Below are 15,483 nucleotides of genomic sequence, written 5' to 3'. Positions count from 1 at the left end.
TCCTATTTTCTAATGATTTATTGATTAAGAAATGCCCGGTGCAATCCACATATTCTTGGTCAATTTTCTATCGCAAAGCTCTAATTGCGCTTTGTAAACTTCTCTCCAAATAGGGTACATCTTTTGATATACCGCGTGATTTTCGGCATTCGGTGTATAAACTTTATCCCACTTCACACATTCTTTTGCAGCGCTTGCAATATCTTTGTAAATTCCGACTCCGTATCCTGCGAGAATGGCGGCGCCGAGTGCGGTCGCCTCTTTTACAACCGGGACTCTTACCTCCAGATTTAATACATCGGCAAGAATCTGGCACCAGAGAGGACACTTGCTGGCTCCTCCGGCAAAAACAACATGACTTGGCGCCTTACCTGTGGAGGCCTGAACCAGCTCCATGTGCCCCTTCGTTACCAGTGCCGCATTTTCCAGAATGGCACGGTAAAAGGTGTAACGATTAAATTTCTCCGCATCCAACTCAAAATTCAAGAAAGAAGGAGCGGCGTGCTTCCATTGGATGAAATTCATCACATCGGAGAAGGTACACATCATGCCGTAACAACCTGCGGGAATTTTTTCCGCTTCTTTGTTCATCAAGTTGTAGGGGTCATGGTCATCTCCACTTTGTTTCGCGAGTTCCTTCTCCTGCTGGCAGAAGGCGTCTCTATACCAGCGCATAACGAGTCCCGGTTTAAAGGCGAGTGCTTCGAACTGCCAAAGATTCGGTACAGCGTGGCAGTTTACACGGACTCTGCATTCCGGATCGGTTTGTCCGCTTTCCGTATTATATTCATACTGCCAGAAGCTTCCGCCAAAGATGGTCGCATCTCCCGGGTTCACGGCTCCGACGCCGATGCATCCCAGTTGGCAGTCTCCACCGCCTACAATGACAGGGGTTCCTGCGGCAAGGCCGGTTTCTGCTGCGGCACTTTCCGTGACATAACCTGCCTTAGTACCGCATTCCTGTACCGGTGGGAAAATGTCATCTCTTAATCCGCATTGCTTGGCAATTTCAGGATTCCAGGAACGCTTCTTTAAATCAAAGATTCCGGTTGTGGAACCGTTGCTCGGCTCAACTGCCAGCACGCCGGTAAGCTTATGAATCAGCCAGTCGTTAAACATACCCAGTACAGTGGTTTCTTCATAAATATGAGGTAGTTTGTTTTTGATCCAAAGAAGGCGGGGGAGTGCGCCGAGTGCATAGGTCTGTCCGGATTCGCTGTACAGGACTTTCTCTAAAGCGGGATTCTGCCGAATCAACTCGGCAACTTCATCGACACTGCGGCCGTCAACATTTGCACATGCCCAGATTTCTTTTCCTTCTTTATTATAAAGAACAATGCCCTCTCTCATGCAAGTAGTGGATATACCGGCAATATCTTTATTGTCAATCTTTGTCTTCTCAATGAGTCTTTTTATGCAGCTTGATGCCAAGTTCCAGTTGAAAGTCCAATCGAAGTCCATGCTTCCCGGCCAGCGAGGATCTTCATGATGTTCCCATTCCTCCTGTACACAGTCAATCTGTCGACCGCTTGTGTCAAACAATACGGCTCTGATACTGCCGGTTCCGGCGTCGATTGCAAGCAAATATTGTTGATTCATAAATGTGCTCCTTTACCTAGTTTTATTTTTAGATTAATGAGTTTGCGGTTCCCTCATCGGTAATTAATACATCCAGATAACGTCCGTTTAAGGCGGAACGAATGGCATTCACTTTTTCCTGACCGGCGGCTACACCGATGACATTTTCCAACTGCTTCACCACATCCAAAGAGGTGCTGATGGTTCGCCCTTCCAAAGAGGAATTCACGACATCCCCATTTTTATCAATAAAATGACTTAGTACATCCCCTACGGCGCCGTTGTTTTCCAAAATCAGAAATTCGTTCTGACTTAAAATACCGGACTGTAAAATGGTGGCTTTCGGATTCATGGCACCGATTCCGACGACGGAAAGGTGAGAAGAAGGAATCAATTGCTCTATTTCTTTCACGGATTTTTCCGCCTTTATCGCGCTTGCCATCTCTTTGGTTGAAGTAATTAAAGGAGAAGGAATCAGGTATAACCTGGAATTAAAGGTGGAAGAACTGGCGTTAGGCAAATAATAGCTGACTCCTCCGGTTAAGGAGACAAACGACGGCGTATATTCGGTGTTGATAGCCAGATGATTCAGGATTCTCCCTGTGGTGTCTCCGTATCCGATATTGATAAAGGTATCGGCATTGATCCGGTTCGAGATATACATTGCGGCGGCTCTGGCAACATTTTCGTTTACGGCCAAAGTCTGAACGGAATCGGGAACAATAAAACAGTCCTTTAAATCGAATTTTTCAATCAGATTTTGTTCCAGCTGCATTCTCTTATCAATATTGGAACGGATTCGGAACTGGATAATTCCGCTTTGCTTTGCCTTTTCCAAAAGCTTAATGACACGCATACGGCTTATCCCGAGAACTTCGGAAATATTTTGCTGTGTCATATTCTCGGAATAGTAGTACCAAGCGGTTTTGGCCATTAGGCTTTCTTCATAATCATAGATTTCCATAATTCCTTCTTATATAAATGTTTGAAAACAAAACAAATGTTAACAGTTGAAGTATAGCAATCAAAGAATCCTCTGTCAATAAACTATTGCAAGAATGCGGCAAAATACTTCTAATTAAAAAGAGGCGGAAAACTCCGAATTTAATGGCTTGTACTCTTGAATAAGGATATATTGCGAGAGTGGCGGGTTAAGGTTTTGGGAAGACAAAAATCAGTTGACAACATTGAGGAAATCCAGTATCATACTGCTAAGAACAAAAGTTATACTCATAAACAAATGATGCAATAAGGGTATGGAAATGAAAGAGACAACTGCAATGGATCATGAAAAAGACCAAGCTGTACCGGGATTGTCGAATAGCTTACTCTCCGTAAAAGGAATCTGTAAGACCTTCGGTAGCAATGCGGTGCTGAAAGGAATTGACTTAGATCTTCGCTCGGGGGAAGTGATTGCTCTGATCGGAGGAAATGGTGCCGGTAAGAGTACTTTGATGAAGATCATCATGGGAATTTATCAGGCGGATTCGGGAGAAATTTATGTGGCCGGGGAGAAGACGGAACTGGTTAATCCTTCGGTTGCGTTGTCCAAGGGAATTTACATGGTTCCGCAGGAACCGATGCTGTTTCCGAACATGACGGTAGAAGAGAATGTCCTGATGGGATTTTCCGAGAGTTCTTCCGAGTTGAAGAAGCGCCTTTCGGAAAAGGTAAAGGAACTCAACTGGAATGTTAATTTACAGCGGAAAGCGAGCACGCTTTCCATTGCGGAACAGCAGCTGGTAGAAATTTTAAGAGGTATGATGCGAGAGGCGAGAATTTTGATTCTGGATGAGCCTACGAGTGCCTTGACCTTTGATGAAGTGCAGTCTCTCTTCAAAGTAATCCGTAACTTCGGGAAGAAGGGAATCGGCATTATTTACATCACGCACCGCTTGAACGAGGTCTTTGAGATTACGACGCATGTTTCCATCATGAAAGACGGGATGATTACCGTGAACGGCCCTGTTTCGGATTTCACAAAGGAAGATCTTGTGAACGGTTTATTGCCTCCGAATCTGGAGAAGAAGACCGAGGAACGACAGGAAGAAAAGGCGTTTGAACGCGGAAATCTGGATCCGGTGCTGGTGGTTGACAATCTTAGCGGCTATGGCTTCAGCCATATCAACTTTTCTCTATATCCGGGAGAAATCCTGGGCATTGCCGGTCTTGTTGGGGCGGGCAGAACGGAGCTTGTAAGTACCATTTACGGCCGGGATCAGGTGCTGTCCGGAACGGTGAAGCTCAGCGGTAAGGATATTACAGGGCTTTCCACTCGGAAGGTGCTGGAAGCCGGAATCAATTATGTGCCGGAAGACAGACACTATCAGGGATTGTTTAAGATTAGCTCTATCTCCGCCAATACAAGTTCGGCACTCCTGAATGGTCCGAAACTGGGACGCTTCTTCCTGAATCGGAAAAAGGAGGATGAGATTGCCAAGAGCTATGCGGATGACTTCAGGACCAAAATAGTAGGTTTGAATGATGAAATCGGAAGTCTTTCCGGCGGAAATCAGCAAAAGGTCATTATTGCAAGATCTCTTTCTACAAGTCCCAAAGTGGTTATTCTGGACGAGCCGACAAGAGGAATCGATGCGGCGGCAAGAGGAGATGTTTACAACATTATTCACCGTTTGAAGCGAAGCGGAGTTGCGGTGTTGCTCGTATCGTCCGATATGGAGGAAATAGAGGAGCTCGCAGACCGCGCCATCATCATGTTCCAGGGAAGAATTACGGGAACATTTTCACGGGAAGAGCTGACGCAGGATAGATTAACCTCGGCCTCCTTCGGCTTTAAGGGAGAAAAGGAGGTGTCCGAGTGAAGTATTTAAATGAATTAAAGAAAGCGAGATGGCTGTCCAGCTTCCTCTTTCTTATCGCCTTATTCCTTGTTACGGGAATGGTTAATCCGGACTTTTTGACCTACTCCAATATTGTTACTTCTTTTAACGGATCTGTCGTATTTACCTTACTGGCAATCGGAATCGCCTTTGTGATTATGACCGGAGAAATCGATGTATCTATCGGTGCGGTGATGGGGCTTACGGCGACAATAGCCGGACAGATTGCGAAAAGAAACGGAAGTATCCTGGAAATGCTGGTATTTGCGGTGCTAATCGGGATGCTTGTCGGGGCCATGAACGGAATCGGGGTTTCGTTTTTCCATGTGCCTTCTCTGATTTTTACCTTGGGCATAAACGGAGCCTTAAGAGGCCTCATCTATGTTGTATCCGGCGGAAAAACAACGGAAAACTTTGCCGGAGCCTTTACGAAAATCGGAAATCAGGTTTTGTTTGCGGAAGTGACGATTTATCTTGCAATCATAGTCGTGATTATTGCGGTGATTCATTTGCTGCTTACGAAAACGAAAAAGGGAAAGTACTTTATTGCGGTAGGAGATAATCCGAACGGTGCGACGCTGGTCGGGATTTCCGTGATGAAGACCAAAATGCTCGCTTATATTATCTGTGGCATTTTTGCGGGAGTTGCAGGAGTGGTTTTTGCTTCCAAATACGGACAAGTCAATATCGTGGCCGGAACCGGCTATGAGATGTCCGCCATTGCGGCCTGTGTGCTGGGAGGAATCTCTCTCTCCGGAGGGCTTGGAAATATACTGGGTGCTGCTTTCGGTGCAGTGATTATGTCCTCGGTAAGCCGTATGCTTGTATTTATCCATCTTCCCTCCAATTTTAATAACACGCTGACGGGAGTCATGCTTTTGATTATTGTTGTGGCGGATGCTCTGGTACAGAGACATGCTGTGGAATCTGCCAGAAGAAAAAGACTGTTGTCCAGAACAGCAGCCTTTGATGCTAAGGTGGGAGGTAAAAAGTAATGAAAAGTATAAAAGGCCTACTGAAGCATTGGGAATTTATTCTCTTATTGCTGTTTGTGTTGGAGATAGGTATTTTCGGTGTAGCGAATCCGGCAAAATTCTTCCGGGCAAGTTCTATTTTAGCAAGTGTAACAAATTATATCAGTGTTTGTATTATTGCTTTGTTCGTTACTTTTGTTATGATTACCGGAGGAATTGATATTCAGGCAAGTGCCTTAATCGGTCTGACGTCTATTTGTATCGGTGTTTTGTGGAGTGATGTGGGATTAAATATCTGGACTGCCGTACTGCTTGCGATGCTTCTGTCCACGCTTTGCGGAGCCTTGTCGGGATACTTTATCGCATACTGTGGAGTACAGCCGATGGTTGTAACCTTGGGCGGAAGCTTACTGTACTCCGGTCTGGCACTGCTCATTTCCGGCCTTTCCAAGACGCCTGCTTATCAGGGTATCAGCGGATTTCCGGCAAAGGCTGCGAACGGTAGCTTCACAGGTTTCCGTTTCCTCGGAAAAGGGATGCTCTTCGGAACCATACCTGTGCCGGTTGCGATTTATGCGGTTTTGATTTTGCTTTGTTTCGTACTTTTACATAGAACAAAATATGGAAGAAAGGTTTTTCTTATCGGTGTGAATCCTGAAGCTGCGGAGTATTCCGGAATTAACAGTAAATTAATCGTGATGAGTACTTATATTTTGACCAGTATCGGTGCATCTATTGCAGGAGTGCTCTTGACAGCGAACATTGATTCGGCTAAGTATGATTTAGGATCGACCTTTACACTTTCCATCATTACGGCGGTAGTGCTTGGCGGAACCTTGTCCACCGGAGGAAAAGGAAGTATTCTCGGAACGGTATTGGCATCCTTGATGATTTGTATTATGCGATACGGATTACCGCTTTGCTTTGGAATCAAGACGCAGTCCTTGGACCTGCCGATTGGAATCATGCTCCTGATTGTCGTAATAGGAAGAGAATTGGCTAAAAATAAACTCATTCTTCAGCTCTTTAAGAGAAGAAAATAAAAAGGTAAAAAATGAGGGAGAAATCCCCATAATTTTTCTATAAGAAAGGAAGGTTTATTATGAAAAAACTGTTGTCAGCTGTATTAACAGCAAGTATGGTGATGTCCTTAGTTGGATGTGCCGGCGGAGGAAACACATCGGGAGGAGCATCTACCGAGACAACCAAGGCAGAGGCTAAAACGGAGGCTGCTGCAGAAGCTAAGGCTGATCAGGCATCCGGTGACATTAAGTCTATCGAGGGAAAGACGGTAGCTTTTATTCCGAAGCTTACAGGAAACTCATTCTTTGAGGCTGCAAATAACGGCGCACAGAAGTATGCTAAGGAATGGGGAATCACAGTTGACTATATGGGAAGCGCTAATGCAACCGTAACAGATCAGCTTGAAGTTATCCAGCAGGCGATTGATGCCGGCGTAGATGCCATTGCCATTTCTTCTGTAGATGCTACAGCATTGGATGAGAAGCTGAAAGAGGCACAGGATGCAGGAATCGTAGTTTGCACTTGGGACTCCGATGTATCTCCGGATGCAAGATCCATGATGGTTTCTCAGGGTACTGCCGATGTTTTAGGACCAATGCTTGTAGATATGGGTGTTGAAGCTCTTAAGAACCGCGGTGTTGATCCTGAGGGAGAAGTTAAGTACGCTTGGCACTATTCTCAGGCAGCAGTAGCAGATCAGAACTCTTGGTATGTTGCAGGTGAGAAGTATATCAAGGAAAAGTATCCGAAGTGGGTTGCTGTACATGATCCGTACTATTCCGAGCAGGATTCTCAGAAGTCCGTAACCATCGGTGAGGCTGTTCTGGATGATAACCCCGATATCGATTTGATTATCTGTAATGACTCCACAGCACTTCCCGGTCAGTGCCAGGCTGCACAGAACAAGGGATTAACCATGAAGGACGTAACCATTACCGGTTTCTGTACACCTTCCGGAATGACTGCATATCTTGATGCAGGAATCTTGGAGAGATGGGGACTTTGGGATTGTGGTGTTCAGGGTGCTTTAGGATGCTATTTCGCAGCATATCTTGCAGCAGGAAATACCATTAAGGCAGGAGATACCATTGATGTTCCCGGTATCGGTGCTGTAAAGACTGTTCCGAACAGCGAGCTTGTACCCGGAACAGAGACAGCTCCGGAGAACAACGGTGTAGTACTTCTTCCGGAAAGAGTTGTATTTACGAAAGAGAATGTAAAAGATTATAATTTCTAAGTTATAGTGAAGGATAACAGTTTGCATATTGGCTAAGCAGGGTAAGAGGGAGATAAAGAATGGCGGATTTAGATGAATTAAAAGTCGCGAAAAACTATTATGTGGATGTTCCGTTTGCAAATCAGGGGGATTTCCAGGTAAAAGGATGTAATGGTCTGGATTGGGGCATGAAGAAGCACTTGTCCAATATCTTTAATCCGAAGACCGGTAAGACAGTGATGTTTGCATTTGACCATGGTTATTTCATGGGATCAACAGCAGGCTTGGAGCGTTTGGATCTTAAGATTCCGCCTTTGGCACCTTATGTAGATGTCTGGATGGCTACGAGAGGAGCTCTCAGAACCTGTATTCCTGCAAACTTAACAAACGGCGTTGCACTTCGTGTTACTTCCGGATCATCCATGGTGCAAGAGGATCTTAGCCAGGAAGTTGTTGCAGTGGATATTGAAGATGCAATTCGTATGAATGCAGACTGCATGGCAGTGCAGACCTTTATCGGTGCTGACGGTCAGCTTTCCAGTTTGGAGAACCTTTCCAAGGTTGTCAATGCCGGCTTCCGGTACAGCATTCCGACAATGGGTGTTGTAGCTGTCGGAAAACAAATGGAGAGAACAGACAGATTCTTTAAGCTTGCGACAAGAATCGTTGCGGAATTAGGTTGCCAGATTGTAAAGACCTATTACTGCGATAACTTTGAAGAAGTGGTTTCCGCTTGTCCTGTTCCCATTGTGGTTGCAGGCGGCAAGAAGCTTACAGAGAAGGATGCTCTGGAAATGACCTATAAGTGCATCCAGGGCGGTGCAGCCGGTGTAGACATGGGAAGAAATATTTTCCAGAGTACTCATCCGGTTCAGATGGCACACGCTGTGCATGAGGTCGTTCACAACGGTCTCACCGGTGCGGAAGGATATGAACTCTTCCAGACATTGGTTAGCGAAAGTAAATAATATCAAATTTCTAAACGAGTCATCGTAATACTCGTTGTGAAGGAAAGCAGCCACGGGCAGGGATTTAATCCCTCCTGTGGCTGCTTTTTGCTTGTTAATGGACAAGGATGAGAAACAGAAATACGTTAGAATTTATTGGGCTATGGGAAGTTCTGAACAATGAAAATTTTAACCGTGTGCAATTCGACACGTTTAGAAATGAGGCAGGACTGAATAGATTTACAATGACACCACAAAAATGGATTGATTCTACAAATGCTATTGGTATAATTTCAAAGTCCGGAAGATATGGTGGAACATATGCACATTATGATCTTGCGATGGAGTTCGCTTCATGGATTTCACCAGAATTCAAGCTTTACATTATCCAGGATTATAAAAGGCTTAAGTCAGATGAAAACTCAAAATTATCATTGGGCTGGAGTCTTAATCGAGAAATTTCTAAGATTAACTATAAAATCCATACAGATGCAATCAAAGAATATCTCTTAAAGAATCTTACCAACGAGCAGTTATCTTATCAATACGCAAGTGAAGCTGATATGCTCAATGTTGCCTTATTTAACAAAAGAGCAAAACAGTGGCGTGAAGAAAATCCGGACCTAAAAGGGAATATGAGAGACTATGCGAGTTTAAATGAGTTATTGATACTTGCCAATATGGAAAGCTACAATGCAATTCTTATCGGAAAAGGCATGGATCAAAAAGAAAGAATGATAGAACTAAGAAAGCTTGCAAGAACCCAGCTGCTGTCAATTGAAAAGTTGAACAATACAGGAATGAAGAGTTTAGAGGATAAGTCAAAGAAATAGAGAGGTATGTTTTTCATAGTGGTATTTATTTTACGCTTTATTACGGCACTTGCTGCAAGGTGCAGTCAGATGCTGAATATCAGTGAACTTGCAAGAGATGCGGAGCTGAATCAAAAACAGGTGAAAGACTGGCTCGGGATATTGGAAACCTTGGGAATTCTGTTTTACTTGTATCCGTATTCCAATAATTTATTAAATCGTCTTGTTAAAACACCGAAAGTATATTTTTACGATACGGGACTCGTGGCCTATCTGACCAAGTGGAGCGGGACGGAGAACTTCATCCTATAGAAATTAAAAAGTCTGCCAATCCGGCAGCGGAAATTCTTCGTGTCTTTCCGGTCTTAGACAAGTCATCTTTAAAAAGGGGAAATGGTGCGGTCATCTGCTTAAAGACAGACATATCTGCATTTAATAAAGAAAACTACATCGTTCCGGTTTGGATGATATAAAGATATCTTCTCCCATTTCATATTCATTTTATAAATGCCCTGTATTCTGTTTAGAGAAACGCTATATTGGAAAAGGAATTTTTTCTTTTTTCGAGAGAGATAGCTTAAGAATTAGGACGTATAATGATAAAGTAATTGAAGGAGGAAGATTCATGGTTAAGACTCAATTTAAGGGAGCATTTCTTGTACTTGGCTTATGCGTAAGCTTAAGCTTTACAGCATGCCAAAATAAGGGAGCTGCAGAGCAGACTTCGACGGAAACGAAGTCGGCAGAGGAAAAAGCTACAGGAGAGCAAGGACTTGTGGTCAGTCCGGAAGACGCGGGAGTATCGGTAAATAAGGACAGTAATGGAGACAGCTTTAAGCCGGCAGACTATACTTTGCCGGTAAAGGATGAGTATATCTATGAATATCTGGGCTTAAAATTCAAGCTTTCCGAGAAGATTAGGGAAGCTATGAAGGCAAAGGACATCGTGATGTTGGATGATCAAAGCCCCATCGACCAGGACTTAAAGTATGGATTGTTGAGCTTTAGTAAACTGACAGAAGAGCAGAAAAATGCGGAAGTTGCTAAGATGGGAGATGGCTACGAAAAGTGGCAGGAGAGCCTGAACCGAATCGGTACCATCGGGATGTTCGAAAAGAGCCTTTCTGAAGAAGAAATCGGGAAGATTACAAAGTGCGACAGCCATACGAAGCTGGGAGAGTCCAAAGACGGAAAATACAGCTATTATCTTAGTGTAAATAGCACAGCGGATGCAGAGACGATAGAGGAATTGAAACAGACAACGGTAGAGATTACGGAGAAAAAAGACCGTCCGGAAAACGGCTTTGTTTTGTCCGAAAAGTCCGATTTGGAAGGGGATATGGTTTTTTCTGCTGATTCCCAAAATGCAGTTACGGACTTAAGTAATCTGCAGACCAAGGATATTGACGGAAAAGAGTTCAGCGGAAAGGATTTTTCCGATTACGACCTTACCATGGTCAATGTCTTTGCCACCTGGTGCAGTCCCTGCGTGCAGGAAATTCCGGACCTTGCGGAAATTCAGAAGGAAATGAAGGACAAAGGCGTCAATATCGTTGGGGTGGTGACGGACACGGTGGATCAGACCGGAGAAAACCGGGAGGCTTTGGAGAAGGCGAAGCTGATTCGGGAAAGAAGCAAGGCGGAGTATCCCTTCCTGCTTCCGGATCAGAGCGATTTTAACGGCAGACTCAGCGGGATTCAGGCCTTTCCGGAGACTTTCTTCGTGGATAAGAAGGGACAGATTGTAGGAGAGACCTATTCCGGTTCCCATAATAAAAAGGCTTGGATTGAAATTATAGAGAAGGAGTTGGCTAAAGTAAAGTAGACTGGTTAAAGTAAAGTAGACTGGCTAAAGTAAAGTAGACGGACTAAAGTAAAGTAGACTGGCTAAAGTAAAGCAGTAAAGAGGGAATATGAAACAGAAAATTTTAAAGTCCCGGTTGACTTCCCTGGTTCTCCTATGCATAGGCATCGCCATGATGTACATAGGGGTGCATCGGGGAGAAGCACTGGTGGTAATGAATAAGGCAATTAGAGTGTGCATGGAGTGTATAGGCATTGGATAAGTTAAAAGAATTCATCAACGGAAAATCAAAAAAAGATAAATATAAAGCAAGAAACAATCTACGACACATCTTTCAATCCTTTTGGTTTTTAGTGACCAATTCCTTCTTTGAGGGATTTAAAACGGGAAAAATTTATAGTGGAGAATTAAAGCAACTTTGTGTTCCCGGAATGAATTGTTATTCCTGTCCGGGAGCCAAGGGTTCCTGCCCTATTGGGGCTTTACAGGCGGTGATTGGCAGCCCGAATTACAAGTTCAGCTACTATGTGGTGGGCTTTCTCTTTTTCGTGGGGGCACTGATAGGGAGAGGCGTTTGCGGATACCTTTGTCCCTTTGGACTGGTGCAGGATTTATTGCATAAGATTCCCTTTGTGAAGAAGATAGAGACCTTTAAGTGGGATAAGCCGCTACGAAAAGCGAAGTATCTTATCTTACTGGTCTTCGTCATTCTCCTTCCTCTGTTTTTGGTGGATATTATAGGACAGGGAGCGCCTTATTTTTGTAAACTGATTTGTCCCGTGGGAATGCTGGAGGGAGGGATTCCTCTGGTTTGGATGAACACTAGTATGCGGGGAGCCGTAGGCTTTCTCTATGCATGGAAGGGCTTGATTTTGCTTCTGACCATCCTCCTTTCCATAATCATTTACCGACCCTTCTGTAAGTATATCTGTCCCTTGGGCGCGATTTATTCTCTCTTTAATTCCGTGTCCTTTTTCCGTTATACTTTGGATCATCAGAAGTGTATTCACTGCGGAAGATGCAAGGCAGTTTGCGAGATGCAATGTGATCCGGTACAAAACTGCAATGATTTGGAGTGTATCCGCTGCGGAAAATGTAAGAACGCCTGCCCGGTGGATGCGATTGCCTGCGGGGTGACGAATCTGGATGTGTCGAAAGAAACGGTAAAAGCAAAGGCATAGAGAGAGCAGTGGGGTAAAGTCTTGCCCCAAGCTCTAAGAGTATGGCACGAAAGAAGATGAACGAGGTGGGAGGGACTATGAACATCCTTGTCGTGGAAGATGATCAAAGTATCCGAGAGGGCATCGCAGCGTTCCTCTCGGAATTTGGCTATACTATGGTGGAAGCGAAAGACGGCCGAGAGGCCCTTTCAAAATTCAACAAAGAGATTCATCTTGTCATTTTGGATATTCAAATTCCCTTTGTAAACGGTCTCGAGGTCTTAAAGGAGATTCGGAGGCAGAGCAAGCTTCCTGTTCTCATTCTTACCGCCTTTAGTGATGAGGAATGTAAGATTGATGCTTTCACACATCTTGCAGACGGCTATATGGAAAAGCCCTTTTCCCTGCCGCTTTTAAAGGCGAGAATCGATTCTTTAATCCAAAAGAGTTACGGGCAGATGGATAAGTTTCTTTATAAAAATGTAGAGGTGGACTTTTCCGGCTACACCGCTAAATTGGATGGAAAGCCTGTGGACATGAATGCCAAGGAAGTGGAGATTTTAAAGTATCTTTCCGAAAATGAAGGTCGGGCACTCAGCAGGACGCAAATACTGGACCATGTGTGGAAGGAAACGGAAGAAATCCCCTTCGACAGAGTGATTGATGTGTATATCAAGGAGCTAAGAAGAAAACTCAAGCTGGACTGCATTTTTACCATCAGAAATGTGGGCTATAAGTTGGAGAAAGAATGAAAAATTTAAAGCTATTTCCTAAAATGTTCATACAGCTTTTTTCTGTTCTTGGAATCATTATTCTCTTGATTCATCTCTTGGTCTTTTTCTTCTTTCCCATAAGCTATCTTGAGCAAAGGAAGGAAGCCATTACGAATCGGGCAAATGAAGTTTCCGACGGCATGGAGGGAAAGTCCCTTACAGAAATAGAGAATACTTTGGCTCTTTACTCTAAAAGCAGTGATATTCAGGCTTTCGTGAAGAAAGGTGCGGAGAGCCAATCGATTCCCGTTGACGCGAATATTCCCATAGATGATACGGTTCCCATTGATTTTGACAGTAAGACGAACTCGATGATTATAGAAGAAAGGGAGATTAAAACGAATACGGGAGAGAGGCTGAGCTTACTGTTTATTTCCACTGCGGATATGCAAAAGGAAGCGAAGGCACTAAGTCTTCAATTCTTGCCCTATTCTCTTACGATTTCCCTTTTGTTTTCCATAGTGGTTTCCTTAGTGTATGCGAAAGCGATTAAAAATAATATCTCGGAAATTAAAAACGAGACAGACAAGATGATTGCTTTAAATAAAGAGGCGTGTTTGCCGGTTGACACTAAAGATGAAGTTGGTGAGTTAAAGGCCCAAATCAATACTCTGTATCGAAGTCTCTTGCAAGCCATTGAAAATGTAGAAACAAAAAATCAGGAGATTTTAAAGCTGGAAAAGCTGAAATATGACTTTTTAAAGGGAGCTTCCCATGAGCTGAAAACCCCTCTTGCGAGTCTGAAAATCATTCTGGAAAATATGCAGTACAATATCGGAAAGTATAAGGATAGAGACCTCTATATCGGAGAATGTATAGCCACTGTAGACAGCCTTAGCCAAAGTATTTCCCGGATTTTATCCGTGTCTTCTTTGGAAAATTTAAAAGAGGATGAAGAAAGTCTGGAGATTCAGCCTGTACTGCTTAGCGTTTTAGAAAAATACGAGGTTTTACTGCAGCAGAAAAAACTGCATTTACAAAATCGTTTAGCGGATGAAAAGATCTATATCGGAAAGCCGGCTCTAAAGATTATTTTATCCAACTTATTGAGCAATGCGGTAAAATATACGGAAGAAGGGGGAACTATAGAGATTTATGCGAAAGAAGGCCTGCTCTATGTGGAGAACAGTTCTGCGAGCTATGGAAGTGAAGTAGGTGCCGGACTTAAAAAAAACAGTGAAAAATCTCTCGATACGGATAAACTCTACGCTATGAATTTTGATTTAAATAAGGAAAACAGCAACGGTCTGGGCTTATATATTGTGAGCACTTTACTGAAGAACTACAAGATTCCCTATGAGGCCTCGGAAAGAGACGGAAAATTTATCTTTTGTATAAAGTTATCAAGATAGAGAAGCTTAAAGGAGGAAGTATGTTCATCTTAGAATTAAACCAAGAGGGCATGGGAATGGAAATCGCCGTATTCCGTACTATCGAAGAGGGAAGAGCCTTTATTTCTCAAGTGGACGGCTACCGCTGCGAGGAAGAAGAGGGCTTTGTCTATGAAAGCTTGGACATCAGGAAGCTTCCGAAGTATTTGGAGCTGCATTACAATGGCAACATCGTTCCTTTTAGCAAGTTCATGTTTACCGAAGAGGGGGATATAGACATTTTCTGGAAAGAAATACCGGATTTGAGTTCTCCCGGAGACGGCATGGTGGAAGGCTGTACTCGAGTGGATGCTTATGCGATTCCCAATGAGGAAGTGAAAGACTATATCGAAAAGAGGGAGCTTCAGTACAAAAAAATAAAAGGGTTCTTAGAGGAAAAGGGCTATGAGACGGACAGAGCCTACTTCGGTTCGGAAGATGGAGAAGCCGTGCTTTACAGAAAAAAGGGAACGGAAGACTGGCATTTTTTGACGCATATGGATCCGGGCTTTGTAGAAGATGATGCAGAGGAACTACTTAAGGAAGCGGAGCTTAATAGAGTAAAGATTTTGTCAGTTGATAAAGAAATAAAAAGAGAGTAATCATTAATCCTTTGATACAATGGTTTCGACTAAAAAACTATGCAAAGGAGACTACTCTCATGGATATTGTAGCACTATTAGAGGTTTTGGTAAAAGGTTTACTTGATGCAGAGAACAAATTTTTTGAAAATCCTAAGGACTTTAGTTCTCTGGAGAGGTCTGTGAAAAGCTCTACAGAGGCTTTTTCTGCTTCTTTCTTGGGTGAAGTTCTTTCAAGAATGAACTCAATGCTTAGTGATTGCGGAGCCAGAAAAGAGCGTTTTAACATTCAGAGGGTCGATAAGCGGACGCTGATTACCTCTGTTGGAGATGTGGTGTTTGATTGTACGTATTTCAAGAGGAAAGCAGAGCAAGGAGGTCACTCATACTTGCTGGAAGAACTTA

16 protein-coding genes are annotated in these 15,483 nt (G+C 43.6%); 14 read left to right on the top strand and 2 right to left on the bottom strand.

Features of this window, described 5'->3' with window-relative positions; all coding sequences use genetic code 11:
* Positions 1-24: 24 nt before the first annotated feature.
* Positions 25-1,599, bottom strand: a complete 1,575-nt coding sequence (lsrK, locus tag HMPREF9624_RS06800) for an autoinducer-2 kinase (RefSeq protein ID WP_009537123.1) — start codon at positions 1,597-1,599, stop codon at positions 25-27.
* Positions 1,600-1,627: 28 nt separating this feature from the next.
* Complete coding sequence (locus tag HMPREF9624_RS06795; RefSeq protein WP_009427752.1) at positions 1,628-2,542, bottom strand: sugar-binding transcriptional regulator; 915 nt, start codon at positions 2,540-2,542, stop codon at positions 1,628-1,630.
* Between the two features lie 298 nt (positions 2,543-2,840).
* Here HMPREF9624_RS06795 and HMPREF9624_RS06790 point away from each other — a divergent pair, with 298 nt between their 5' ends.
* The 14 genes from HMPREF9624_RS06790 to HMPREF9624_RS06730 form a co-directional block, all read left to right on the top strand.
* Positions 2,841-4,400, top strand: a complete 1,560-nt coding sequence (locus tag HMPREF9624_RS06790) for a sugar ABC transporter ATP-binding protein (protein WP_009537122.1) — start codon at positions 2,841-2,843, stop codon at positions 4,398-4,400.
* Positions 4,397-5,413 (top strand): ABC transporter permease, encoded by a 1,017-nt coding sequence (locus tag HMPREF9624_RS06785; RefSeq protein WP_009537121.1) that lies wholly within the window; start codon positions 4,397-4,399, stop codon positions 5,411-5,413. Before HMPREF9624_RS06790 ends, HMPREF9624_RS06785 begins: the two co-directional genes overlap by 4 nt.
* Complete coding sequence (locus HMPREF9624_RS06780; protein ID WP_009537120.1) at positions 5,413-6,435, top strand: ABC transporter permease; 1,023 nt, start codon at positions 5,413-5,415, stop codon at positions 6,433-6,435. Before HMPREF9624_RS06785 ends, HMPREF9624_RS06780 begins: the two co-directional genes overlap by 1 nt.
* A 59-nt stretch (positions 6,436-6,494) precedes the next feature.
* Positions 6,495-7,652: a substrate-binding domain-containing protein gene (locus HMPREF9624_RS06775; protein ID WP_009537119.1), complete on the top strand. Its 1,158-nt coding sequence runs from the start codon at positions 6,495-6,497 to the stop codon at positions 7,650-7,652.
* A 59-nt stretch (positions 7,653-7,711) separates the two neighbouring features.
* On the top strand, positions 7,712-8,599 hold the full coding sequence (lsrF, locus tag HMPREF9624_RS06770) for a 3-hydroxy-5-phosphonooxypentane-2,4-dione thiolase (RefSeq protein ID WP_009537118.1): 888 nt from the start codon (positions 7,712-7,714) through the stop codon (positions 8,597-8,599).
* Positions 8,600-8,706: 107 nt separating this feature from the next.
* The gene (locus HMPREF9624_RS06765) at positions 8,707-9,411 is read left to right on the top strand and encodes a KilA-N domain-containing protein (protein ID WP_009537117.1); all 705 of its coding nucleotides are present in this window, start codon (positions 8,707-8,709) and stop codon (positions 9,409-9,411) included.
* Between the two features lie 6 nt (positions 9,412-9,417).
* Positions 9,418-9,702, top strand: a complete 285-nt coding sequence (locus HMPREF9624_RS11995; RefSeq protein WP_009537116.1) for a DUF4143 domain-containing protein — start codon at positions 9,418-9,420, stop codon at positions 9,700-9,702.
* Positions 9,703-10,015: 313 nt separating this feature from the next.
* A complete protein-coding gene (locus HMPREF9624_RS06755; protein ID WP_009537115.1) occupies positions 10,016-11,215 on the top strand; it encodes a TlpA family protein disulfide reductase in 1,200 nt (399 codons plus the stop codon).
* An 88-nt stretch (positions 11,216-11,303) separates the two neighbouring features.
* Positions 11,304-11,456, top strand: coding sequence for a CD1871A family CXXC motif-containing protein (locus tag HMPREF9624_RS12095; RefSeq protein WP_009537114.1), 153 nt, complete (start codon positions 11,304-11,306; stop codon positions 11,454-11,456).
* Positions 11,449-12,375: a 4Fe-4S binding protein gene (locus HMPREF9624_RS06750; protein WP_009537113.1), complete on the top strand. Its 927-nt coding sequence runs from the start codon at positions 11,449-11,451 to the stop codon at positions 12,373-12,375. Before HMPREF9624_RS12095 ends, HMPREF9624_RS06750 begins: the two co-directional genes overlap by 8 nt.
* A gap of 77 nt (positions 12,376-12,452) precedes the next feature.
* Positions 12,453-13,106, top strand: coding sequence for a response regulator transcription factor (locus HMPREF9624_RS06745; protein WP_009537112.1), 654 nt, complete (start codon positions 12,453-12,455; stop codon positions 13,104-13,106).
* Positions 13,103-14,479 (top strand): two-component sensor histidine kinase, encoded by a 1,377-nt coding sequence (locus tag HMPREF9624_RS06740; protein WP_009537111.1) that lies wholly within the window; start codon positions 13,103-13,105, stop codon positions 14,477-14,479. The genes HMPREF9624_RS06745 and HMPREF9624_RS06740 overlap by 4 nt, the downstream gene beginning before the upstream one ends.
* Before the next feature lie 20 nt (positions 14,480-14,499).
* On the top strand, positions 14,500-15,099 hold the full coding sequence (locus tag HMPREF9624_RS06735) for a hypothetical protein (RefSeq protein ID WP_009537110.1): 600 nt from the start codon (positions 14,500-14,502) through the stop codon (positions 15,097-15,099).
* Between the two features lie 59 nt (positions 15,100-15,158).
* A partial coding sequence (locus tag HMPREF9624_RS06730) for a UPF0236 family transposase-like protein (RefSeq protein ID WP_009537109.1) occupies positions 15,159-15,483 on the top strand: 325 nt, incomplete at its 3' end.

It is taken from the genome of Oribacterium asaccharolyticum ACB7, from assembly GCF_000238075.1.
Taxonomy (GTDB): domain Bacteria; phylum Bacillota; class Clostridia; order Lachnospirales; family Lachnospiraceae; genus Oribacterium; species Oribacterium asaccharolyticum.
Note: the sequence above shows the minus strand (reverse complement) of the source record. Positions and strands in the feature narration are given on the sequence as shown.

Bases quoted from the DNA above. Each gene is read 5' to 3' on its own strand.
- lsrK (WP_009537123.1), bottom strand. From the start codon at position 1,599: ATGAATCAACAATATTTGCTTGCAATCGACGCCGGAACCGGCAGTATC.
- HMPREF9624_RS06795 (WP_009427752.1), bottom strand. From the start codon at position 2,542: ATGGAAATCTATGATTATGAAGAAAGCCTAATGGCCAAAACCGCTTGG.
- HMPREF9624_RS06790 (WP_009537122.1), top strand. From the start codon at position 2,841: ATGAAAGAGACAACTGCAATGGATCATGAAAAAGACCAAGCTGTACCG.
- HMPREF9624_RS06780 (WP_009537120.1), top strand. From the start codon at position 5,413: ATGAAAAGTATAAAAGGCCTACTGAAGCATTGGGAATTTATTCTCTTA.
- HMPREF9624_RS06775 (WP_009537119.1), top strand. From the start codon at position 6,495: ATGAAAAAACTGTTGTCAGCTGTATTAACAGCAAGTATGGTGATGTCC.
- lsrF (WP_009537118.1), top strand. From the start codon at position 7,712: ATGGCGGATTTAGATGAATTAAAAGTCGCGAAAAACTATTATGTGGAT.
- HMPREF9624_RS06765 (WP_009537117.1), top strand. From the start codon at position 8,707: ATGAGAAACAGAAATACGTTAGAATTTATTGGGCTATGGGAAGTTCTG.
- HMPREF9624_RS11995 (WP_009537116.1), top strand. From the start codon at position 9,418: ATGTTTTTCATAGTGGTATTTATTTTACGCTTTATTACGGCACTTGCT.
- HMPREF9624_RS06755 (WP_009537115.1), top strand. From the start codon at position 10,016: ATGGTTAAGACTCAATTTAAGGGAGCATTTCTTGTACTTGGCTTATGC.
- HMPREF9624_RS12095 (WP_009537114.1), top strand. From the start codon at position 11,304: ATGAAACAGAAAATTTTAAAGTCCCGGTTGACTTCCCTGGTTCTCCTA.
- HMPREF9624_RS06745 (WP_009537112.1), top strand. From the start codon at position 12,453: ATGAACATCCTTGTCGTGGAAGATGATCAAAGTATCCGAGAGGGCATC.
- HMPREF9624_RS06740 (WP_009537111.1), top strand. From the start codon at position 13,103: ATGAAAAATTTAAAGCTATTTCCTAAAATGTTCATACAGCTTTTTTCT.
- HMPREF9624_RS06735 (WP_009537110.1), top strand. From the start codon at position 14,500: ATGTTCATCTTAGAATTAAACCAAGAGGGCATGGGAATGGAAATCGCC.